At 48.4% G+C, this 23,226-nt stretch carries 14 protein-coding genes; 4 read left to right on the plus strand and 10 right to left on the minus strand.

Translation table 11 applies throughout. From position 1 onward, the window contains the following. Nucleotides 1-17: 17 nt before the first annotated feature. Together BM202_RS18615 and BM202_RS18620 are read right to left on the minus strand one after the other, a co-directional pair. Nucleotides 18-860 carry a glycoside hydrolase family 16 protein gene (locus tag BM202_RS18615; RefSeq protein WP_093828855.1) on the minus strand — a complete coding sequence of 281 codons (843 nt, stop codon included), beginning with the start codon at nucleotides 858-860 and terminating at the stop codon, nucleotides 18-20. Nucleotides 861-1,018: 158 nt separating this feature from the next. Continuing rightward, on the minus strand, nucleotides 1,019-2,398 hold the full coding sequence (locus BM202_RS18620) for a Gfo/Idh/MocA family protein (protein ID WP_093828857.1): 1,380 nt from the start codon (nucleotides 2,396-2,398) through the stop codon (nucleotides 1,019-1,021). Between the two features lie 268 nt (nucleotides 2,399-2,666). Between BM202_RS18620 and solA the strand changes: the two genes are divergently transcribed. Both solA and BM202_RS18630 read left to right on the plus strand, forming a co-directional pair. Further along, a complete protein-coding gene (gene solA / locus BM202_RS18625; protein ID WP_093828859.1) occupies nucleotides 2,667-3,836 on the plus strand; it encodes an N-methyl-L-tryptophan oxidase in 1,170 nt (389 codons plus the stop codon). A gap of 86 nt (nucleotides 3,837-3,922) precedes the next feature. After that, nucleotides 3,923-4,732 carry a class I SAM-dependent methyltransferase gene (locus tag BM202_RS18630; RefSeq protein ID WP_093828861.1) on the plus strand — a complete coding sequence of 270 codons (810 nt, stop codon included), beginning with the start codon at nucleotides 3,923-3,925 and terminating at the stop codon, nucleotides 4,730-4,732. 32 nt (nucleotides 4,733-4,764) lie between these two features. On the opposite strand, the gene BM202_RS18635 is transcribed toward BM202_RS18630, so the two are convergent. Beyond that, complete coding sequence (locus BM202_RS18635) at nucleotides 4,765-5,661, minus strand: AraC family transcriptional regulator (protein WP_093828863.1); 897 nt, start codon at nucleotides 5,659-5,661, stop codon at nucleotides 4,765-4,767. 490 nt (nucleotides 5,662-6,151) lie between these two features. Between BM202_RS18635 and BM202_RS18640 the strand changes: the two genes are divergently transcribed. Then, complete coding sequence (locus BM202_RS18640) at nucleotides 6,152-7,366, plus strand: proline dehydrogenase family protein (protein ID WP_093828865.1); 1,215 nt, start codon at nucleotides 6,152-6,154, stop codon at nucleotides 7,364-7,366. A 58-nt stretch (nucleotides 7,367-7,424) separates the two neighbouring features. On the opposite strand, the gene BM202_RS18645 is transcribed toward BM202_RS18640, so the two are convergent. From BM202_RS18645 to BM202_RS18675, 7 genes are all read right to left on the minus strand, one after another. Continuing rightward, nucleotides 7,425-9,005 (minus strand): S10 family peptidase, encoded by a 1,581-nt coding sequence (locus tag BM202_RS18645; protein ID WP_093828867.1) that lies wholly within the window; start codon nucleotides 9,003-9,005, stop codon nucleotides 7,425-7,427. Nucleotides 9,006-9,054: 49 nt separating this feature from the next. Then, complete coding sequence (locus BM202_RS18650) at nucleotides 9,055-10,542, minus strand: S10 family peptidase (RefSeq protein ID WP_093828869.1); 1,488 nt, start codon at nucleotides 10,540-10,542, stop codon at nucleotides 9,055-9,057. 35 nt (nucleotides 10,543-10,577) lie between these two features. Beyond that, nucleotides 10,578-13,478, minus strand: a complete 2,901-nt coding sequence (locus BM202_RS18655; protein WP_177236625.1) for a tetratricopeptide repeat protein — start codon at nucleotides 13,476-13,478, stop codon at nucleotides 10,578-10,580. 122 nt (nucleotides 13,479-13,600) lie between these two features. Next, a complete protein-coding gene (locus BM202_RS18660; protein ID WP_093828873.1) occupies nucleotides 13,601-15,130 on the minus strand; it encodes a SusD/RagB family nutrient-binding outer membrane lipoprotein in 1,530 nt (509 codons plus the stop codon). 27 nt (nucleotides 15,131-15,157) lie between these two features. Then, nucleotides 15,158-18,325 (minus strand): SusC/RagA family TonB-linked outer membrane protein, encoded by a 3,168-nt coding sequence (locus BM202_RS18665; RefSeq protein ID WP_093828875.1) that lies wholly within the window; start codon nucleotides 18,323-18,325, stop codon nucleotides 15,158-15,160. Nucleotides 18,326-19,068: 743 nt separating this feature from the next. Next, nucleotides 19,069-21,570: an ABC transporter permease gene (locus BM202_RS18670; RefSeq protein WP_093829240.1), complete on the minus strand. Its 2,502-nt coding sequence runs from the start codon at nucleotides 21,568-21,570 to the stop codon at nucleotides 19,069-19,071. Between the two features lie 88 nt (nucleotides 21,571-21,658). Then, nucleotides 21,659-22,360 carry an ABC transporter ATP-binding protein gene (locus BM202_RS18675; protein WP_093828877.1) on the minus strand — a complete coding sequence of 234 codons (702 nt, stop codon included), beginning with the start codon at nucleotides 22,358-22,360 and terminating at the stop codon, nucleotides 21,659-21,661. A 116-nt stretch (nucleotides 22,361-22,476) separates the two neighbouring features. On the opposite strand from BM202_RS18675, the gene BM202_RS18680 reads away from it, so the two are divergent. Continuing rightward, the gene (locus BM202_RS18680) at nucleotides 22,477-23,196 is read left to right on the plus strand and encodes an arylesterase (protein ID WP_093828879.1); all 720 of its coding nucleotides are present in this window, start codon (nucleotides 22,477-22,479) and stop codon (nucleotides 23,194-23,196) included. Nucleotides 23,197-23,226: the final 30 nt, after the last annotated feature.

Here is a 23,226-nt window from a genome sequence, read left to right on the forward strand (position 1 = left end):
CTCCAATTATGGCTTCGTCATTTTTGGTAAACCCGCACATAATCCACTTCAAATCGGCTTGGGAACGTAGTGGCCGAGGGATCACCTCCGTTATCGCCCCCGATGGCCAGGTTTAGCAACAAATAATGAGGTTGCTTAAAGGGATTACGTCCTGTTCCATCCTGATTGATCGTTTCGCTTAGAGGTACCTCGTTTAAGAGTTGGTTATCGACGTATAACCTGATGGCTTTCTCGTCCCAATCCATACGCCAGACATGAAATTTTTTTGACCATTCTGGGTCCGAAAAAGAATTCATCGGTTTTTTCGTGCTGCGCCATTCGGCTGTATAGCGTTTTGCGGTTGCCCACGCTACGTTGGCTAACAATTGATTTCGATAATACTCCATGATGTCAATTTCGCCGTTGGACGGCCACTCGCCCGAAACGCCTAACGTCCAGAAAGCAGGCCACATGCCGGGACTGATGTCGATACGTCCCCGCATATCAAAACGACCATATTGCCATTGGTGCAATCCATTGGTGTGGAGGCTGGAGGACGTATAGTCGATGGAAGGTCGGCTTGTTTTCCAGTCGGAGTTATTGGGTTGATACGTTGGGTTCGGGCGATGTTCACGACGACCTTCAATGATCAGCAGACCGTCCTTGCAACGGGCATTTTCGGGCTGATACCATTGATGCTCATGGTTTCGAACGAAACCCTGTTCGAATTTCCAGTTTTTAGGATCTGGCGCTCCATCTTTAGTAAATTCATCTGCCCAAACCAGTTTCCAGGTTGTATCAGCCTGAGTTCGGGCGGCAGATGAATCGGTAGCATTACCACCGCCAAAAGGGAAGTAAAGCAGGAAAAGTAGTGCGTTCATTATGAGAATACGTTAGAAAGTAAGATGGCTGTGTAGGTCGGTTCTTAAACCGGCTTACACAGCCATCTATTGACTATAAGCTTCAACTATTGTTGGGCTGGCTTTCGGAGACGGCTCGACGAAGTTAAAACTACGCTCAACATCTCCAGCGTAATGTGTTAGACTTTCTTTGGATCGGGGTGCTTGTACGGATCACGATACGGCCGCTGAAGCAATCCATTGGCTTCCCGATCGCCAACAATTTCATGTTTTACTGAATCGTATACGATGGGGCGCCCCGTTTTCATGGACATATTGGCCAGAATGCAACTCGCCGTAGAAATGTGCCCCTCTTCAATGTCGGCTACGGGGCGGCTTCCTTTGTCGATAGCATCCAGAAAGTTGAGCATGTGCAACCGGGTTGCTGGGGATGCGTTTAACTCAATTTTTGGGTTCGTCGGTTCGGTCAGATCCTCAGGATATTTCTCTTTCTCGTACACGACGTCTAAGTGGATCTTCTTGCCATTTTTGTCGTCCGGAATAAAATCACACTGCATTGTGCTGGCCCAGAGCGTGCCTTTGTCGCCATAGAGCGTAAACGACCACGGATAGTCTGGGTTGTTGGGTGTTCCCCAGGTACGATGTTGCCACACGCAGTTTAATCCATCATACTCAAAAACAGCCGATTGCGTATCAGAGATATTGGACTTGCCTTCCTTCTGTACGTAAATACCACCTTCAGAACTGATACGTTTAGGCCAGCCCAGTTTCAGCATCCAGCGCACCGTATCGAACATGTGCACGCACATGTCGCCCGTAATGCCGTTGCCATATTCCATAAATGTCCGCCACCAGCGAACGTGCGGCAAACCGTCGTAAGGACGTAGCGGAGCTGGTCCAGTCCACATATTGTAGTCCAGAAAATCGGGAATTGCCTGTACGGGCGGATTGCCATTCGCCCGCATATGCATGTAGCAGCACATTTCTACGTGCGATATTTTGCCTAGCAATCCCGCGTCAACGATGTCTCTCTTGGCTGTAATCAGGTGGGGTGTGCTTTTGCGTTGAGTGCCAACCTGAACCACTTTATTGTACTTGCGGGCAGCGGCTACCATCGCTTCGCCCTCGATTACGTCAACGCTGATGGGCTTCTGGACATACACGTTGGCACCTGCTTTAACAGCATCAATCATCTGGAGCGCATGCCAGTGGTCGGGTGTGCCGATCAGCACAACATCCATTTCATTTTCAGCCAGCATCTTCTGGTAATCGCCGTATGTCTTGGGTGTCTTGCCCGATTTCTGCCGCTGACTAACGAGCTTGGCTGCATCGGCCACCATGTTCTTGTCCACGTCGCACAGGGCCACCACCTCAACGGGCGAGACCTGAATCAATCGAAATAAATCACTTTTACCATACCAGCCGGTGCCAATCAGCCCTACGCGAAGCGTTTTGGTCGGATTAATAAGATCTAAACCTCGTGCTCCAAAACTCGAAAGAGCAAGGGCTGCAGTCGAGCCCTGGATAAAACGGCGACGATTAATGTTGAAGGTATGCATGCAAGTTTAGGGGTCGGACGGCAAATCCGGATTTGTAGTTGAGAGCGGCCGTTTGCCGGAAGCTTCGCCAGCGAACGCTCTACGATAAAGGAGCTTCCATTTCGTAAATACTCCTGTTGTTTCGTTAAAATATTCAATAGTAGACTGATCCTAGACGTTTTTCAGCACTTTTGCCACTAACTTCTGACTGTAGCTATAGTTTGCCGGATTTTACCCCGATAGGCTGGGTATTATCTTTGTCAGGATACTGGAAAATAGCTAATCTCGTATGGTTTATGACGCGATTGTTGTCGGTTTAGGTGCCGTTGGAAGTGCCGCTCTTTATCAGCTCTCGAAACAGACTTCCCATGTACTCGGAATCGATCGGTTTAAGCCTCCGCATCCCTTCGGATCGACGCACAGTGATAGCCGCATTACCCGGCAGGCTATTGGTGAAGGAGCTTATTTTGTACCGCTGGCGCTACGTTCCTATGAGATATGGCGGGAACTCGAACAACGTACTAATCAACAATTGCTAACCATTACGGGTGGACTTTTTGTCGGGAAAGAGCACTCGAGAATACAAACGCACAACAAACCGGGTTGGCTAACAACCACAATTGAGGCAGCAAAGCAATTCGGAATCGCTCATCAACTACTTGACGTACCAACGCTTCGAAAACGATTTCCTCAGTTTCAATTTCTGGACGGTGATCTTGGCTATTATGAAGAAAACGCCGGATTTCTGCGGCCCGAGCAATGCCTTTCGGCGCAACTGACACAGGCTCATCAAAACGGCGCTATCATACACCCTTATGAGCAAATGCTATCTTTTGAACAGACAGGGCCGGAAATTCGGGTTCAAACAGACGAGGCTGTTTATCAAACCCGAAAGTTGATTCTGACGACCGGCCCCTGGATTACAGAATCACTACGTACTACGCCTTATCGTGAGTTGCTTAAGGTATATCGGCAGGTTCAATACTGGTTCGATATCCAGGGTGATTACCCAACATATACGCCTGATCGTATGCCGGTATTTATTCTGAGTGATCGGGATTTATATGGTTTCCCCGCCATCGGTGGGGCAGACGGAGGAATCAAAATTGCGACGGAGCAATACAGTGAAATAACAACGCCCAACGACGTAGTGAGAACCGTTAGCCAAGCCGAAATTGAGCAGATGTATGAACAGTACGTTGCACCTAACTTTGTAGGAGTTGGGCCCGAATGCGTTAAATCAACGGTTTGCCTGTATACCATGACGCCCAATGGCGATTTCATTATTGACCAGCATCCCGATTATGCTAACGTATTGCTGACCTCGGCCTGTTCGGGTCATGGGTTCAAACATTCGGCGGCAGTGGGGCAAATTCTGGCCGAATTAGCCTTACAAGGCAAGACGAATTTTGATATTCAGGCGTTCCGACTGCAGAGCTTTTCTGGCCTCATTAATTGAACACAGAGCCACAGAGAACACAGAGTTTTCTTACTGTTATTGCTCCGTGTTCTCTGTGGCTCTGTGTTCAATAAAATAACTAAGATATGTCTAATGGAGTAGCCAATGAGCGGGCGAAAATGCCTGCTGCTCACAATCCGGTTCTGGAACGGAGAACTGTTGAAAATAGTAATCGGAATCTGTTAAAATACCTGCGGCCCGGTATCCGCGTGCTCGACGTAGGTTGTGGCTCGGGTGCCATTACACGTAGCATTGCCGAAAAAGTTGGACTAACCGGATGGGTGCTGGGCATCGATCCCAACGAAGGTCTGATAGAACAGGCGTGTCAAAATTCGGAGAATCAAACCAGACTTGCTTTCGAACAGGGCGACGTTTATACATTCAATACGTCCGAGCAATTCGACGTAGTGACCTGCGCCCGAACCCTGCAATGGCTGGCTCAACCTAAAGAAGCGCTTACTAATCTGAAACGCTTCGTGAAGCCGGGCGGCTACCTGGCGGTACTCGACTTCAATCATGAAAAGCTTGCCTGGACGCCCGAGCCACCGAAAGCCATGCGGCTATTCTACGACGCGTTTCTGCAATGGCGGCAGGATGCGGGTTTCGATAACGCCATTGCCGATCACCTGCACGAGCTGATGCTACAAGTTGGCTTTATGAATGCGCAGGTGGAGCTTCAGCTTGAATTGTCCCGGAAAAGTGATCCTGATTTTGCCGTGACCAGCCGTTTGTGGTCGGAAGTGGCAGCGCTACGGGGGCCTCAGTTGGTTAAGGCAGGCTACCTCACAGAAGAGCAGCGCCTTCAGGCCATAGTGGACTACGACAGCTGGATTGCGAACGAAGGCGAATCGATGACAGTTTATTTGCTGGCCGTAGAAGCCCGGCAAGCATTGTAAGACGTAGCGCAAGGTGCGCTACGTTCTTAGAATCATGAGTTAGCCCAGTGGCCAACTTTGCTTTTATATTCCCGAATGTAATCTCTGGGTGACATGCCTGTCGTTTTCCGAAAAACCCGATTAAAATTAGTGGCGCTGTTAAAGCCAGTTGAATAAGCGATAGTAGAAATGCCATCGTAATGGCTGTTGATTATCTTCTTGCAAGCCTCATTGATACGTATCTCATTCAGAAACGTATTGTACGTTTTTCGGGTATGTTTTTTAAAGTACTTACAAAAAGCATGGGGGGTAATATTGGCAATTTCGGCAATTCGATTCAACGTAATGTTTTCAGCATAGTGTTCTAATGTATACTGAAAAACATCATTCATCCGCAACCCTTCATAATCGGAAAGAGAAGTATTGGCAAATCCCGAACCCAACGATTTCCAGCCTCTGACCTCCTGAGAAAAATAATGGAATAGTTTTAAGATATGCAGTAGCCGATCCAAATTAGATTTGTTTCTGAGCTTTAATAGAATTTTGGTAACGTAACCTGCGTATTCTGACGGGAGTTGAAAGCCGTTTTGCGTACTGGCCAGAAAATTACTAATTGACTCCATTTCGGGAAGGCTAAAAAACGCATTTGGAATACGGTCCTGATCGAAATAAACATGGATAGCATGTGAATTTCCTTTCTGAGGATTCGCGAAGTGGGTAGGGGCTGATTTGAAAATATGCGGTTGATTAACCCCCAGAATATAAATGTCCCCTGGTTTAAATGTCTGGCTATAGTTTCCCGCCATGAGCGTTCCTTCGCCCTTAATAATCAGGGTAAGTTGTAGTTGTTTATGGCGATGAAAATAGTCATAAAAATTGGGGAGAATATCTTCATCAACTACAACCGAATCTTCTTTGGGAACCGGGGGCGTATATTCCAATACTTTCATGACGAGGAGCGTTTAACTAGCAGTGTTAGGTAAAGAATTCACACGGTTGACAGGCACATTGGCTATGTCCTGCAAAGCTAAACAGCTGGAGCAAAGCAACCATGGGCGTGTATTTTCTGATCTGAGGAAATTAAAACGAAATTAATCCATACACCGGGCACTTACAAGCCTGTTCAACAGATTCATCTACTCAGTGAGGTTATCTTGCTGGGTTAGAAATCATGACTTTAGGACGACTGATTCGTGATTTTATTTTTATAACTATCTTTCTGTAAGACGGTTATCTGTACTGGTATAAGGCCGGAAATAGAAAGATTGGTTGGTAGGTTAAAGGTATGCGTGTGTTTTTTCTCCTGTTCATTTTCAGATCCCTGCTTGTTTGCCTGCCTCTAGTTAAACGTGATCCGGACAATAATTATCCATGTATAATCAAAAATTGCCGAATTGTTTTGCGCTTGATTTCTGTATATACATTTAAGAAAAAAAGCCTATGAATTCTGAAGCCTTATTGTCCTTCGATAACACAGAACTGGCCTTTGCCTATAAATCAGATAAGCAATTAAGGAAAACTAGTTACTTATTTCAATTGATGAACCAGCAATGGCTGGTAAAAACAGGGATAAAAATAGGGCTGTTGGCTATCAAATGGAATTTGCCTGTTACAGGCTTAATACGGTCTACCATTTTTGAGCAATTTGTAGGCGGAGAGACCCTTCAGGAAACGGCCACTAGTATTAAAAATTTGGGCAAGTATGGTATTGATGTAATACTGGATTATGGTGCTGAAGGGAAAGAAACTGAAGACGATTTTGAAAAAACAAAAGAAGAATTTATTCGGGTAATTCATCACGCGTCGAAACATAAAAATGTCAATCTAATTGGTATAAAATTAACTGCTTTGGCGCGGTTTGATTTGCTGGAAAAATTAAATCAATCTATATCCATTTCCAGTGATAAAATTGCCGTTGACACTACGTCTCTAAACTCGTCGGAAAAGCAGGAATGGAATAATGTTGTTCAGCGTTTAGTGGAACTTTGTGAAATAGCAGATAAAAATGGCGTTGGTATTCTGGTTGATGCCGAAGAATCGTGGATACAGAATACCATTGATGCGCTGACGATGCAGGTTATGCAGCGGTATAACCAGGAGAAGGTGCTTGTCTACAATACCATTCAGCTTTACCGACATGATCGTCTCGATTTTCTGAAACAATGTTTTGATATCGCGTCAAAAAATAGGTTTGTTCTGGGTGCCAAGATAGTACGTGGTGCTTACATGGAAAAGGAGCGCAAACGGGCGGGCGAGCTAAATCAAGAAACAGTTATTCAGCCGGATAAGGCCGCGAGCGATCAGGACTTTAATGAAGCCATTACGTTCTGTATCAAGCACATTGATGAAGTGTCGCTGATTATCGCATCACACAACGAGTACAGTGCTCAACTGGCGGTTCGGCTGCTGGATGAGAGTAATCTACCCTTAAATCACCCGCATGTTCATTTCTCGCAGCTCTACGGGATGAGCGATAACATTACATTTAATCTGGCAAAAGCCGGGTGTAATGTCAGCAAATACCTACCCTATGGCCCTATCGAGGACGTTGTCCCATATTTGATGCGTCGGGCACAAGAAAACAGCTCCGTTGCTGGCCAGACCAGCAGGGAGCTGTTTTTGATTGAGAAGGAAATGAAGAGGAGGGGGTTATAATAATTTTGGTATCCGGTGGGCTGACGCGTCAACCCACCGGATACCAAAAACTGAAAACCTAATATTTCGCTGGTTGATTTGGCTTCGGTGTCGATTTCTTGATAAAGTCCCGAAGGTCATCATTGGCACTGACGAGGTCTTCCTGACGCAGGTACATCATGTGACCGCTCCGGTAACCTTTCCACGACATCCGGCTTTTTAGCTTTCCACTGGGGTCCATCTGCCACATGTTATACTGCGCATTGAAATAGTCGCAGGCACCGTCGTAATAGCCCGACTGAACAAATAAATGCAGGTACGGGTTCTGGGCCATGGCCTGCCGTAAGTTTTCGGCACTTCGATCCGTATTGGCGCCACTACGATCCCAGGGGTGTACCGGACCAAACATGTAGTATTTCAGGTCGGTTTTGTAATTCAGGAATTCCCGGAAATAGTAGTTCATCGGGGCTGCGAACGAGTGCAACCAGGACGTAAGCTCCGGTGAATAATCGGGCCGCTCACCCGCGTCTTCCCGGTCGATACCCAGATAGCGCGAATCCAGCCGACCGATGGTGTAGCCTTTGTCACGTAGTAATTCTTTCCAGAAGAAATTAGTCGGAATATCCATGTTGTGTTGCAGTACTACTTTTTCCGACAGACCGGAATAACGGGCTACTTTAGCCGCAATCTGCTGTTTTTTCTGCGGGTCAATGAAGCCGCCCATGGCCAGCGCCGGAATAAATTCGTTGATCGTAAACTGTTCAACTTCAGGTAGTATTGCCGTTAGATCTTTGCTCTGCAAATCGGGGCCAAGTGCTTTATGGAACCAGGCCGTTGCCGCATAATACGGCAGCATATTCGCGGAACCTACAGGACCCTTCCGCTCAATACCAAGATCGGTAGGCGATACCAGAATTACCCCGTTCAGGTACATCCAATTGGCGTTCTGAAGCTCCAGCGCCAGACCCGATACCCGGGTTGTTCCATAGCTTTCCCCAATCAGGTATTTAGGCGACGGCCAGCGATTTTTCCGGCTCACGAACACGTTGAGCCACTCGGCTAGGTATTTTATGTCCGAATTAACACCGAAGAATTTTGCCTTCGGTACGTCCTTGTTCGCCATGCGGGAATAGCCCGTATTGACAGGATCGATGTACACGATATCTGCTACGTCGAGGAGCGAATTCGGGTTATCCTTCAACGTATAAGGTTGCAACGGGTACCCTTCGTTGTCGATGTTCAGCAACTTGGGACCTGTATAGGCAAGGTGCATCCAGACCGATGCCGTGCCGGGGCCGCCATTAAAGGAAATAACCAGTGGGCGCGTCGTTCGATCTTTAATATCTGACCGTTCGTAGTATGTAAAAAATACGCCCGCAATTTGTTTGCCGTCTTCATCCCAAACCGGCTGTGTGCCGACTGTAGCTGTATACGGGACCGATTTGCCTTTGATCGTAACGGAATGCGAGGTGGTTATGGTCGAATCCATAGCCAGTCTAAGATCGCCGGGTCCGGGTTTTGCCGAGGTACCGGACGTTGGCCTTGGGGCTTGTGCAGCATCAGCCGGACCGCCCGCAGGTCGCTGCCCACGTTGTCCTTGTGCAAACGATAACGAACCTGTTGTCAGGCCAATGAGCAATAAAATTGCAATTCGTTTCATGTAAAATGTACGGGTTAAAAAGTAATGATACTCGTTTTGTTGTAACGTCTTAGTACTTAGCTGCCTGGGTTGGCTTGGGTAAGGTTTTCTGAATAAATACCCGGATGTCTTCGTTCGATGTAGCCAGGTCTTCGTCCCGTAGATACATCATATGGCCGCCCCGGTAGCCTTTCCACTCAAATCGGGCTTTCAGTTTCCCGCTTGGATCAATATGCCACATGTCGTATTTGGCATTGAAATAATCGCATGCGCCATCATAATAACCCGACTGAATCATGACATTCAGATATGGATTCTGGGCCATGGCCTGCCGTAAGTTTTCGCCGGTTCTGTCGGTGTTGGCGCCTTCGCGATCCCAGGGGCGGGTTTGTCCGGCAATGTTGTATTTAAGATCAGTTTTGTAATTGAGGTGCTGCCGTAGGTAATAATTAATGGCGGGGGTAAACGAATGCTGCCAGGAGGTGTATTCGGCGGCATAATCGGGTCGTTCGCCAGCTGTCTCGCGGTCAATCCCCAGATAGCGGGAGTCCAGACGGCCGATCTGATACCCTTTGTCACGTAGCAATTCCTTCCAGTAAAAAGTAGACGGAATCACCAGATTATGTTCCATAATTACCTTCTCCGACAGGCCGGAATAACGAGCCATTTTGGCGGCAATCTGTTTTTTCCTGTCGGGTTCCAGGAAACCTCCCCGCGCAATGGCTGGCGTTAACTCGTTGATCGTAAACTGTTCAACTTCAGGCAACATGGCCGTTAAGTCTTTTTGCTGAAGATCGGAAGGAAGCATTTTATGATACCAGGCCGTTGCCGAATAATAGGGCAGCATGTTGGCGGCTTCAACCGGGCCACCGCGATCAAGGCCAAGGTCGGTAGGTGACACCAGAATCACCCCGTTCAGGTACATCCAGTTGGCGTTCTGAAGCTCCAGCGCCAGACCCGACACTCGGGACGTACCATAGCTCTCACCAATCAAATATTTGGGTGACGGCCAGCGATTTTTCCGACCGACAAACACGTTGAGCCACTCGGCCAGGTATTTGATGTCGGCATTGACCCCAAAGAATTTCGACTTGGGAATGGAGTCATTGATTGCTCGGGAGAAACCCGTATTGACCGGCTCTACGTAGACAATATCCGCTACGTCCAGAATCGAATGCGGATTGTCTTTTACGCCGTAGGGTTGTGTCGGGTAACCTTCACTATCGACCAGCACACGTTTTGGGCCCGTATAGCCAATGTGCATCCAGCACGAAGCGGCTCCCGGTCCCCCATTAAAGGAAATAAACAGTGGGCGTGTTGTCCGGTCGGTAACGTCCGAGCGCTCGTAATACACGTAAAACAACGTAGCAATGGGCTTCCCGTTTTCGTCGTAAACAGGCTGATTTCCAGCCGTAGCGTTGTAGGGAACAACTTTGCCTTTAATCGTAACCTGATCTTTTGTTGTTACGTCGCCGTCCAGTTTTAACCGGCGGTTTTGGGCTACTGAAACGGTAAACGTAATGAGGCTAAGAAGAACTAGCGTAAAGGTTTGTTTCATGGGTATGTTGTACTTTTTCTCAAAGGGGTAACGTATTATAAGCCAGACACTTCGCCTGGTTTTATATCGAGCTGATTGGCCATTGCCAGTAATCCTTTTAATTCATCCTGCTTATTAGCCTGCTTATACAAATTGGCCAGCGCTACGTAACTTTCGAGATTATAGGGATTGTATTCCAGCGATTTTTTGAAGGCTGTTATTGCTTCATCTGATTTACCACTTTGCATAGCCAATACGCCAGTTGACTGCATAGCCGAGGATTGATAAAGTAAACTTCCCTTGGTATTCAGGCTTTTATACAGGGATTCGGCGTCGGGCAGTCGTTTGGCTATTGCCAGCAAACGGGCCAGACGATGTTTATCCGTTAGATCGAGGCTGGATTTTTCGGCCAGGGTTTTATCCAGGTAGAAGGCCAGCGAATCCTGTTTGCCCAGCTTTGCGTAGCCTTCGGCAATGCGCAGATCGAAATCGGTACGTGGATTTTTACCGGACTCCAATATACGTTGGACTTCTTTCATGGTCGTGACCGCTTCCTGATTGCGACCAACCGCCAGCAACGCATCGGCATACAAACCTCGCAGTTCATAGTTCTGAGGTCGTTGCAGTACCAGTTTTTTCAGGCCGTCGAGCTGGTTAGCGTAACCCAGCATACCGCGTTGAGCCAAGGCGAAGGCTTTTGCGTCGTCGCGTCGGTCGCGCAGGTAGGTCGATACGTCCGCACCTGTGGTGGCATAGTCTTCGGCGGCTTTTATCGCCTGACTAATTCGACCGTTCTGAAAATACATCTCGCGCAACTGGATGGCGGCATAGGCACGAGTCTGATAATCTTTCTCTAAATCCAGCGCTTTCTGAAGATAAGCAGCCTGTGTCTTGACAAACTCATCCGGCGACTTATCTGAGCCCCCTTTGTCCTCTTCCCACTTTGCATAAGCTACATAGACCGGAGCATAGGCTGGATTAATCTCCTCGGCCGATTTTATATAGCTAAGTGCCTTGTCGAACTCTTTCTGCTGTTGTTTGAGCCGAGCGTAGGCCAGATACGCAGGCTGATATTTGCTGTCGTATACCAGCGCCGTATCGAGGTATTTTCCTGCTTTTACCGGGTCAGATTTAATGACTTTGTTGCTCAGGTTAATATAAACCTGTGCCCAGTTCGATGCCATCACCGAATGATCGCCGTTTAAATACGCCCGCTCTTTTTTGACCAGCCCGTCCAGAAATTTATACATTTCCGGATCTCTACTTTTCAGTTCGGCGGTGATGTTCATTGACTTAAAGTCCAGCGGATGCACTTTCACCGTCTCGAAATAAGCCGGATACGTCTGCGCGAAGTATTCCGATTCGTTATTCTGCGAGTAATAATCCAGCGTCAGGTGGTTCTTCATGGCGTTGTAGTACTGCTCGCGAATTATCCGATTTTCGGCATCGGTCAGTACACGACCATGAAACAGGTGGACGTATTCGTGCAGCACGACATTACGTTCCTGATAGGCCCCGCGCTCTACATACTCAATGGCGGCTGCACCGCTCCCCACCCCCCGAATGTCCATCCATTGTCGGTTATCGAACGTAGTGGATGCCCGGAAATACGGCGACCGCATAGCAATAGCCAGATCGATGTGCAGAGGGGGTACGACAAACGCGTTCCCCTGTTTGGACAAAAAAGGGAAGTAAACGACACTGGTGTACATCTGATTCCAGACCATCGCTTTCGCCCGGCTACCGGGGAAGTACGTCAGGTCCGGGAAGACGTTCGTGAAATTCTCTGGATCGTTAATTTTTGTGGTTTTCAGTACGTTCGTTATCGAGTCGTAGGTCATCAGATACGGAATCCGCTTTGATTTTATGACCGCCGATAGCCCATTGTGTGCCGGACCGTAATGCTTCTTCTTATCTAAAATGCCAACGAAAGCTGATTCTGCCGAATCCAGATTTGCTTTGCGATTTGGGGTGTCGAAATCGCTGTAATAGAGTGAGCCCCGGTGCATGGCTGGTAATACCGATGCGGGATATTCTTTGGCTATTTTGTACGTTACTGCAACGGCATCGGTCAGCTTATTCTCGTGGAATAATTTGTCGGCTTCCCGTAATTTTTCCCGGATAATTTTTTCGTCTTTATCCGCGTAATCAGCATAGGTCAGGTTGGTATGTCCATTGCCCCAATGCCAGTGCGTTTGAAAATGTAGTGGGTTGATATTTAAGGCCAGTTGCCATTGGGCCGCCATGTCGTTCAACTGCGTCGCATCGATACGTCGCCAGATGGCATAGCCGTAACTGAATCGGGCATCGGCATTGAAAGGATCGAGCGTTAAGGATTTCACCAGTGGAGCTTCGGCCTGTTCGGGATGTTGATCCCAGAAGTAGACATTGGCTTCGAGCAGATACGCTCCGGCCAGCTTGGCATTCTTCTGCTGAAGCTTTTTGGCTACGTCCAGCGCTTCAGGGTATTTTTTTTGCAGAAGCAGCGCCCGGCCTAAAACCAGCGAGGTTTCTTCATCATTCGGGTTGCTCGCCAGTAAAGCTTTGCATTGTTTTTCCGCGTTTGGCAAATCCCAGGCTTCGATAGCCAACTGCGCCTTTAATCGTTTTGCCCAGCTGCTGTTTTTGTCGACTGCCAGCGCCTTTGTTACGTCCTTTTCGGCCTGTTTGAAATCATTGGTTAACCAATGATACTCGGCTAGTAGAATTGACTTCTCCGCAGGCCCCAGCCCATTTCCTGCCTTGATGGCATCGGTAGCCTCCTGCCAAAGGCCAAGGTCTAGTAATTGCTTGACAACCTTCGCCCTGTCTTTCGTACTTTGCTTAAACTGACTACGTACCGAAGCACGCGCTTTTTCCAGACTGGCCTGGACCACTTTTGTGTCATTAACCGATTGGGCAGACACCATGCCGATCAGGCAAAGCAGGAGGATCGGTAGAAAATAGAGTTTCAGCATGGGGTAGGAAGGGAATTTGAAAGGTAAGTCGTCCGACGTTTGCCACCCAAAGAAGGGCATTTTTTAAATTTGTTGATGAAGTATAATTGACTTCGAGCTACAAACGCCGGACGGCTTAGAGTTTACTTACGCGTATCCCAAAACACCCGATCCAGCATAGAGCCTTTCTGCTTGGCATTTGGGTTGTTGTTTATCTCAGACTGTGCATAGAACAGTGACCGGGGCACCTCATTATAAATAGCGAAAGGCGTTTTGAGGGGCGTTAACGCCGGATAACCTGTCCGCCGATAATCAGTCCAGGGTTCAACAAGTACCGCGTGATTCGCTACGTATTTCTCGTTGATGATTTGCTCAAGCATCTGCTGGGGCGCCCCTTTCAACGTACCATTGGCCGTGATGTAGGTCGTAATATCGGCTGCGGCTACACCGGCATCTGCCATGGATGCCCGAATGCCTGCCTCGAAAAAGCTTTGCGCACTACCCGGCGCACTGTAGAGCAGCGCGGCTTCGGCCCGTATGAAATTGTACTCAGCAAAGGTGAGCAACCGGGCCGGACTGTTGCCGCTGAACGTAATGGCGCCATCTTTCAAACTCCCGTTGGTATTGACCAACGATAAATTCGCTGCGGATGGCGTACCGTAGAGGTATTGGTAATTGCGCGAGTAGTTTGCCGATGGGTCTACGTCGAGTGCGCTGGCCCCTTTGAACGTAGCCGTGGCGGGTGTAGCCGTATATGGGAACGGAATGAAATACGAGTTCCGACGCGGGTCGGCCTTCGAATTCATCAAATCGACAATGAAGCGATTGGGGAAAAACTGGTTTTTGAACTGGCCATTCTCCATGCTGTACAGTGGGTTCTGACGCTGCGATTCGCTCAAAAACAGCATTTGAAAGTTATCGGCCGTACTTTCCATGAACTTGGCTCCGCTGTTGACCAACGCCGTAATCTGCGCCGTTGTGTAGGCAGGATCTTTAGCCGAGTAATGTAAAAAGATCCGCAATTTTAGGGTATTGGCAAATTTGATCCATCTTGCCTGTGATACGGCCCAGCTTGTACCTGCATAAATAGTCGTATTTATGTTAGGCGACAGGACGGACGTCGTGGCACTAACGTCTTTTATGCCATCATCGATCAGACGGATCAAGTCTTTGTAGATCGCTTCGTCATCGTCAAATTTGGGGTAGAAGTTTGCGCTATGACGGCTTGCTTCCGTGTAAGGCACATCGCCCCACGAGTCAACAACGATCTGATACGTATAGGCTTTCAAAATCTTACCTACACCGGCATAGTGCGGACTTCCTTCCGTAGTGGCTTGAGCAGTCATTAATTCCAGATCGCTCAATACCGTACCAAAAATGGTTACCCACTGGTTGTTAACGTCAGAGTCATTGATGTTATACCGTTCGTATTCCTTGAAGGTAGCAAAACCCGTATTTGGCCCCTGCCCGCTAAATTGCTGTATCAACAGGCTGGCATACCGGAACAGATCACTGGAGCCCATATACCCTATATTGACCGTAGCGGAAGGAAGTAATTGCGATACCTGAACCGCCTGAATATTATTCGGGTCAGCGTTTACATCCAGGAACGAAGTGCATGAGCCAAGAGCGAGCCCTGTGGCGAGAACAGTTGTATAGACTAATTTTTTCATGATGTCGAATTTGTGCTTAGGCGCCTATTAAAAAATAGCTCGTATACTACCGCCGATGAGCCGTGCGGTTGGCGTAATACCAAACTCAAGTCCGCGCGCATTGCTAACCCCTAACAGGTTCTGCTCAGGATCAAGGTCAGGGTAATTGGGCGCGTAGATGAACAGATTACGCCCGTATACCGACACTTGCAGGCTTTTGATAAATTTCGAACCACCTACGATCGACGTTGGTAACTTGTAGGTAAGATTTGCCTCGCGCAGTTTCAGGTACGTAGCATCCAGTACGTAGCCTTCCCAGGCCACATACTTGCCCTGCAAACTGAAATACTGCTGAGCCGTTACACCGATGTTGTTCTTCGAGCCATCGTCCAGAACGCCGTCGAACACGTACGCTTTGTTCGGGGTACCGTCGGCGTTAAAACGGGGCAGTTCGGCGGTTTCGGCCGAGACCCCGTTGATACGCAGGTCACCAATGGTACGTGAGAGCTGATCACCCTTGTATTTGAAGTCGAAGAGGAACGAAAGGCTAAGCCCCTTGTAATTGAATGTGTTGCTGAAACCCATTGTATATTTCGGGTTCGGATTGCCAACCCGTTGCACCGCAGTGGTTGGTTTAGGCAAGCCATTGCTGCCAATAAGCATCTGTCCCTGCGCATTCCGTTGATAGCCGTTGGACCAAATCTGACCATACTGCTCGCCCGGAACCAGTCGGATATTGGGCGACGTAAATCCGCCAATCGAGATACTTGTCACACCGGGAGCCAATTCTTCAACGATCGATTTAAAGCTGGTGAAGTTGAGGGAGCTTTCCCAACTGAAATTCTCCTTTTCGATAATATTGCCCGTTACTAACAATTCAATCCCTTTTGTGGAAAGCTTTCCGGCGTTGGTAACCAGACTGGAAAAGCCAGACGTAGAAGGCACAGGAACCGAGAAAATCAGATTGCGGCTATCGCGTCGGTAGACCGATCCATCAATGGAGAGCCGTCCATTGAAAAAGGCCAATTCTGCTCCTAATTCAACTTCCCGCGTAAATTCAGGTGTTAAGTTTGGATTGCCGGTTCCGTTGTCGTAGGTATAGCCAGCCAGGCCATTGAACGGAAAGTTAACCGCTGTTGAACCAAGACCATCGCTCGCGCTGGCTTTCCCGTAGTACGTATTGATGACATAGGGCGTAGCTCCTTTGCCCACTTCACCTACGTTTGCCCGAATTTTTGCCGATGTCAGCACCTTGGATTTAAGGGAAGTAAACGCTTCGGTTGGTACAAAACTCACCGCAACGGCGGGGTAGAAGATCGACTGATTGCCGGGAGCCAATGTTGACGCAAAATCGTTTCTGGCCTTGGCATTGACCGAAAGCCATGTTTTATAATCAAAGACTACGTCGCCGAAGAAACCCACCGTACGTTGTTTCGTAATCGCTGATGTCGGGTTAAAGGTCAAAAAGTTTTTTACGTTATCGAATCCGGCGACAACAATGCCTAGCCCAATGTCCTGAAGAAAACTGTTGTAGTTGGAAATGATTTCATTCCCTACCGTGGCTGTCAGGTGCAGGTCGCTTGTGAGTTTCCGGTTTGCTGTTACGGTGAAGTATGAATTCAGGTTTCGGGTCATTTCTGTGCGATCCAAAACACCGCCTGCCCCCGCCGAAGCCGTGTTGGCATTGCTCCGAACCCCTTTGTCATCAAACCCTTTGGTTGTGTACGTAAATACGTCACTACCAACTTTCAGGTCGGCCTGTAACCAATCGGTAATGTCGTATTTCAGGTTGATGTTGCCATAAAACCGGTTGACTTCCTGATGGTTTTTAATGTGATTTATGGACCAGTAAGGCTGATCTTCGGCTGCAAACCAGAGCTGGCCACCAACGGCATCCTGGAAAGGTGCGTTCGTTAAATCATAGCTACGTGGTGTATAAATACCCCGCCACAATGGGTTCGCGCCCTGATTTCCCGATTGCGTGCGATCAGAAACGTTGTTGGTATAGGTGAATGCCGTATTGATTCTGAATTTGCTGGTTAGTTGCGTACCGGCATTAACCGTCAGGTTGTTACGGCTTAGCTTGTTGTTCGGGACGAGCGCCGTTTCGTAGGCATTGCCGTAGGAAACCCGGTAGTCGTATTTGTCACTTGCTCCCGAAAAGCTAAGGTCGTTCTGCGAAGAGATCGAGTTTTGCAGAATATCCTGAACGTTATCCGGATAAGCCTGTAGTGTTTCCTGATTGCCGAACCAGTTCGTTACCGTTTGCCCCTGAATGAGCGGGCCCCATGAGCCCGCTACGTTGTTGGCGTATGTGCCATTGCTCCCCTGTGCGTACTGATTCTGGAACTTAGGGAACCGGCTCACCGTGCCGACGGCTGTGTTGGTCGAAAACGAAATCTGCTTGTTCGTTCCTTTTTTACCCTTCTTGGTCGTAATCAAAATAACGCCCGATGCCGCTCTTGACCCGTAAAGTACCGTAGCGGCTGCTCCTTTCAGAACGCTGATGCTCTCAATGTCCTGCGGGTTGATGTCCGAAATTCGGCTGGAGTTGACCACACCTGTATTGACGGAGTTGGTGCCGTTGGATGCGCCACCGCCATTGGAATTGTCTAGCGGAATGCCATTGACAACATATAAAGGCTGGTTGCTGCCTGTGAAGGTTGAAAAACCGCGTATCGTTACGTTAGAACCGGCAAAGCCACCACCTGCTCCTGTAACCTGCACCCCAGCGACCTTACCCGCCAATGAGTTGGTAATATCGGTAGTAGGTGCTTTGGTAAGTTGTTCCGTTTTCAACTCGCTTACCCCGTAACCCAGTGTTTTCCGGTCGCGTGCAATACCAAATGACGTCACCACGACTTCGCTTAATTGCTGCGCATCGGCATCCAGGGCGACTGTCAGCGTGGTACGTTTGTTTAGCTTGATTTCCTGAGCGATGTACCCAATGTAGCTGATAACCAAGGTAGCGTCCTCCGGTACGTTGATCCGGAATTTACCATTCGCATCCGTAATGGTACCCGTGTTCGGACTACCCTTCAGTAGAACGGATGCACCGGGCAACGGGCTGCCATCATCTTTGAAGGTTACTACGCCCGTAACTTCAATATCGGCCAGAGGCACCGTGTCCGCCATGCCGACATTTCCTGTCAAAAGACAGAAAAAAGCGACAACAACTGACAGACAGCCACGCATTAGTTGTGTAAATTTTTTCATAGAGGTGCTTTACGGTTTGTGATTAATTAGACGCATTGGACAAATTACAGAGGTGATATTTTATCAAGTAGAGGATTGATTATGACAACTGTTCGGTAAAGTAAAGTTGCTCCTGCTTTAGTACGTATCCGTTAATAGCTGTTGATTTTAGTACGTCTATTCAGCATAGTCAGTTACAGCAGAAAGGGCCATAAGGAATACTGACCGCAACTGTACCTGAACTTTTTGTTCTGCGCGAAAGCCACGTCAGGCAGGCAGAATTGCGCTAAAACCAGCCAACTCAAACTACAAATAGTATGGTTCCGGTTGGTTTATGAGTAAAGTAAGTAAAAAGAAAAGATAGGCTATTCAGCCCCAAACCAGATATGGCCTATTCGACCAATATTTATTTATTAACAGACAATTTTTGTTAAAAACAGAATTATAGTCTGGGAACGCAGGAAAGGGGGAAATATAATTCTTGTTGCCCTTCATGATTGAGTTGATTTACTCAAAACAGGTTGACTTTTGGGATTTTTTCTTTGATAATCAGTATTTTATGAGGAGAGCCGACCTGGAATAGCGTATTTTTACTACGTGAGGAATGTAGGCCGAGTCGAGCAAAAATGATACTATCTCAAGGCGCCACACCAGAAGAGAGGATAATTTATGGCTACTGTTTTAGCTTGAAGGAAGAGGGCAAAAGACAAGTGAAAACACGTTTTGTAGACGTGTTATATAAATTGACTCAGTGACTCATATAGTTAACTCTCCGCTCGCAATACGTCGAGTGGAGGTCGAACAAGTACTTCACGACTGTTGAAAACCCCAATTAGTACGGTCAGCGACGTAACAACAATGGCTACAACAGCCAGCGGCACAAAGTCAGGTCGATAGGGCACCTCAAAGACGAACTGCGCCAATGCCCACGTTCCAAAAACAGACAATAAAATGCCTGACAAGGCCGCTAACAGTCCTAATAATCCATATTCCAGCGCGGTAATACGCAGAATCTGCTGTCGACTCGCTCCCAAGGTTCGGAGGAGGACACTTTCGCGTAATCGCTGGTACTTGCTGATAACGACCGAACTGGCTAGAACTAACAATCCCGTCAAAATGCTGAACAAAGCCATGAATTGAATGACAAATGAGATTTGGCCTAAAATCTCGTCAACCGTTTTTAAAATCAGACCAAGATCAATAGCTGATACGTTCGGGAAGCGGCTTACCAACGCTCGCTGAAGCACGGCCGATGCCTGGTTATTCGGCACACGGGTCATTACTACGTGAAACTGCGGAGCCTGTTCTAATACGCCCTTTGGAAAGACAACCAGGAAATTAGTCTGAACACGGTTCCAGTCGACTTCGCGGGTACCACCAGCAATGGTTTGGATTGGAGCGCCCTGCACGTTAAAATTGAGTGTATCGCCGAGTTTAAGGTGCATGCGCTCGGAGAAATCTTTCTCGATAGATACATAGATCGCGCCGTTAGCCTGATAGGGTGCTTTTCCTGATATTATTTTCTCCGACGAAATCAGTGAATCCCGGTAGGTCACTCGGTATTCACGGGTGAATGCCCATTTGGGTATTCTGGCGGTCGTATCCTTTGGAACAGCTTCTCCGGTCTTTCCATTGATGTCGTTCAGGCGCATCGTTACCACGGGAACTTCCTGTAAAATGGGCAGCTTTTGCGCACTCACGAGCGACCGAACACCCGCTATTTGCTCATTCTGAATGTCAAACAAGACCATATTGGGCTGTTTACCGCTTCCCGATAGCTCAACGCGGCCCAGCAGAAGTCCCTGCGTCAGGTAAAGCGTTGCAATCAGGAAGGCACCCAGCCCGATGGACGTAACAAGAATGAGCGTTTGATTATTCGGTCGATAGAGATTCGCCAGGCTCTGCCGCCATACGTAGCTCCAGGACGCGGGGAAAAAGCGACGTACTAACCAGATCAACCCCAGGCCAAGTGCCGTCAAAATGCTAAAGGCCAGCGCTAATCCACCTGTAAATCCAACGGCTAGTGGGAAATTGCGCGTTTGCAGGTAGGCAAACCCAACAATGAAACCAATGATAAGCAGATAAACTAACCATCGCCAGGGATCGCGATTGCTTAGATCATCTTCGTAAGAGGTACGTAGCGTGCGCAACGGCGATACGTTCCGAATGGCTAGCAAGGGGAGCAGCGAGAACAAAACTGAAATAAGAAGCCCTGTACCAATGCCACCGAGTATAGCCGGTACCGATATATCCGTTACGACCGCAACCGGCAGAAAATCACCGAACATGCGCGGTAGAATCAACTGTACCGCCGAACCGATCAGTGCTCCAACGGTAGCGCCAATAAGGCCCATCAAAGCAGTCTGAAGTAGATAAATCAGGAAGGCCTGCCTGCCGCTCGCACCGAGCGTTCGTAGAATCGCAACGGATGTAACCTTCTCTTTTACGTACAATTGTACCGAACTGGCTACGCCCACACAGCCCAGCAGCAGCGCTACAAACGCGACTAAACTCAGGTATTTGGTCAGATCGGCGAAGGAGCGCCCGGTTTGCTTTTTGCGTCCCGCTACGGTATCGTAATTGATGCCGTCCTTGTCTAACTGGGATGAGCGAGCTTTGATATATTTCTCAACATCGGTACCCGGAATAAACTGGTAATAATATTTGTAGGCCACCCGGCTGCCGCGCTGCAAAAGGCCCGTTGTTGACAGAAATTGATTGGGAATAAATACCGTTGGCGCAACCGTAGCGGCTATTGCCGCTTGTCCCGGTGTTTTATTGACACGACCCACAATCAAAAATGAGAGATTTCCCACTTTCACGGAATCGCCGGGCTGAACATTGAGCTGCACTAAAAGGCCATCATCAACCAGGGCGATTCTACTACGTGCCTGCCGGAAGGTTTGAATGGCCGAAGCGGGCTGAACTTCCCACGTTCCATAATAAGGGAAATTGCCTTCTAAGCCTTTCACTTGAGCCAGCCGGACACCGCCCGTTCTAGGAATGGATACCAGCGAGGCAAAGGATGTTTCAAAAGCCCGATCGCGGCCAATGGTTTTGACAAGTTGCCGGGTTTTAGGCGATAATGGGCGTGACCAGGAAAGTGTCAGATCGGCGCCCAGGAGTTCACGGGCCTGATCGTCGATGCTACGGGCCAGATTATCACCAAAAGAATTAATAGCGACCAAAGCCGCGATGCCCAGCACAATGGCCGACATAAACAGGAGTAACCGTTGACGGCTCCGGCGGCTATCGCGCCAGGCCATTTGAAAAAGCCAGGAGGTATTCATAAATAAAGAGCGAATGAATAAAAGAGCGAATGAGCGAAATGCTGGAAAAGTAGTACTAACAAAATCACTCATTCACTCTTTCATTCTTTCGCTCTTTAGTATCCGATACCACCGTACCGCCTTTTATTCGGATGATACGTTGGGTACGGGAGGCTAATTCCATATCGTGCGTAACGAGAACAAGCGTCGTACCGGCTTCCCGGTTGAGTTCAAAAAGCAAGTCTACCACAGTCGCGCTGGTGTCCGCATCTAGATTGCCAGTTGGTTCGTCGGCGAAAAGCAATTTTGGACGATTGGAAAAGGCTCTTGCCAGCGAGACACGTTGCTGTTCTCCTCCTGACAATTGACTTGGATAATGATGCCCTCGCTGCCCTAAGCCGACGCGTTCAAGCAAGGCCTGCGCCGATTTGGCAGCTCCTTTTTCTCCGCGTAATTCCAGAGGAACCATCACATTTTCGAGAGCCGTGAGCGTGGGCAGCAGTTGAAAATTCTGAAAAATAAACCCAACGTGCTGATTACGTAGCGCTGCCCGCTGATCCTCATTGAGCGTATCCAGACGAACATCGTTGAGGTAAACGCTGCCCGACGAGGCTCGGTCTAATCCTGCACACAAGCCCAGCAAGGTAGTTTTTCCACTGCCCGACGGCCCGACAATGGCGAACGTATCACCGGGTTCGAGCGTGAAATTGACACCGTGCAGAACAGTCAGCTCACGACCTCCACTTGAGTAGGTTTTAGTAAGATCTTCGACGCGCAGAATACTCATGGAACAAAAACAGGTTGATACTACTTGAGTTAAACACAGAGAACATAGAGAGACATCACAGCCTTTGTGTCATTCCTTTACCTCTGTGTTTAAAGTAACTAACCGCTTCAATCTTTATGAAGTTCTTGAAAACCCGCCAAATGGCCTATTCAATGATAAACGGGCTATTGCTGCTCTTAACGGTCTGGGGATGTGGGTCATCTGGTACCAAAACTGAATCAAAATTGGCGTCTGAATCAGCTAATGCTACGTCAGCAGCCGCCAAAACGGCTGCTCCTTCAACAAAACAAACTGTGTTGTTTTACGGGAACAGCCTCACGGCGGGCTATGGTGTCGAGCCAACGCAGGCGTTCCCAGCCTTGATAGGTAAAAAAATTGACTCCGTTGGATTGAACTACAGCGTTGTCAATGCCGGACTGAGTGGCGAAACGACGGCCGGGGGCAAAAGCCGAATTGGTTGGGTCATGCGCAAACCCGTAGCGGTCTTCGTACTCGAACTGGGCGGGAACGATGGCCTCCGTGGACTGCCGCTGGCGGCTACCCGACAGAATCTGCAAGCCATTATCGACACCGTGCGACTGAAAAGTCCACAGGCAACTATTGTATTGGCCGGGATGCAGATTCCACCCAATATGGGCACGAGTTATACGCGGGAATTTCGGGGGCTATTCAAGGAACTCGCCGATAAGAACAAGCTGGTCCTGATTCCGTTTCTGCTCGAAGGCGTTGGGGGGATTCCTAAACTAAATCAGCCGGATGGCATTCACCCAACACCCGCTGGCCATAAGATAGTGGCCAACACCGTCTGGAACGTACTACAGCCACTGCTGAAATAAGGGGGATTAAATACAAAGGCACAGAGAACA

It is taken from the genome of Spirosoma endophyticum (assembly GCF_900112365.1).
GTDB classification, from domain to species: domain Bacteria; phylum Bacteroidota; class Bacteroidia; order Cytophagales; family Spirosomataceae; genus Spirosoma; species Spirosoma endophyticum.

Bases quoted from the DNA above. Each gene is read 5' to 3' on its own strand.
- BM202_RS18635 (WP_093828863.1), bottom strand. From the start codon at position 5,661: ATGAAAGTATTGGAATATACGCCCCCGGTTCCCAAAGAAGATTCGGTT.
- BM202_RS18630 (WP_093828861.1), top strand. From the start codon at position 3,923: ATGTCTAATGGAGTAGCCAATGAGCGGGCGAAAATGCCTGCTGCTCAC.
- BM202_RS18650 (WP_093828869.1), bottom strand. From the start codon at position 10,542: ATGAAACAAACCTTTACGCTAGTTCTTCTTAGCCTCATTACGTTTACC.
- solA (WP_093828859.1), top strand. From the start codon at position 2,667: ATGGTTTATGACGCGATTGTTGTCGGTTTAGGTGCCGTTGGAAGTGCC.
- BM202_RS18675 (WP_093828877.1), bottom strand. From the start codon at position 22,360: ATGAGTATTCTGCGCGTCGAAGATCTTACTAAAACCTACTCAAGTGGA.
- BM202_RS18655 (WP_177236625.1), bottom strand. From the start codon at position 13,478: ATGCTGAAACTCTATTTTCTACCGATCCTCCTGCTTTGCCTGATCGGC.
- BM202_RS18615 (WP_093828855.1), bottom strand. From the start codon at position 860: ATGAACGCACTACTTTTCCTGCTTTACTTCCCTTTTGGCGGTGGTAAT.
- BM202_RS18645 (WP_093828867.1), bottom strand. From the start codon at position 9,005: ATGAAACGAATTGCAATTTTATTGCTCATTGGCCTGACAACAGGTTCG.
- BM202_RS18660 (WP_093828873.1), bottom strand. From the start codon at position 15,130: ATGAAAAAATTAGTCTATACAACTGTTCTCGCCACAGGGCTCGCTCTT.
- BM202_RS18680 (WP_093828879.1), top strand. From the start codon at position 22,477: ATGAAGTTCTTGAAAACCCGCCAAATGGCCTATTCAATGATAAACGGG.
- BM202_RS18640 (WP_093828865.1), top strand. From the start codon at position 6,152: ATGAATTCTGAAGCCTTATTGTCCTTCGATAACACAGAACTGGCCTTT.
- BM202_RS18620 (WP_093828857.1), bottom strand. From the start codon at position 2,398: ATGCATACCTTCAACATTAATCGTCGCCGTTTTATCCAGGGCTCGACT.
- BM202_RS18665 (WP_093828875.1), bottom strand. From the start codon at position 18,325: ATGAAAAAATTTACACAACTAATGCGTGGCTGTCTGTCAGTTGTTGTC.
- BM202_RS18670 (WP_093829240.1), bottom strand. From the start codon at position 21,570: ATGGCCTGGCGCGATAGCCGCCGGAGCCGTCAACGGTTACTCCTGTTT.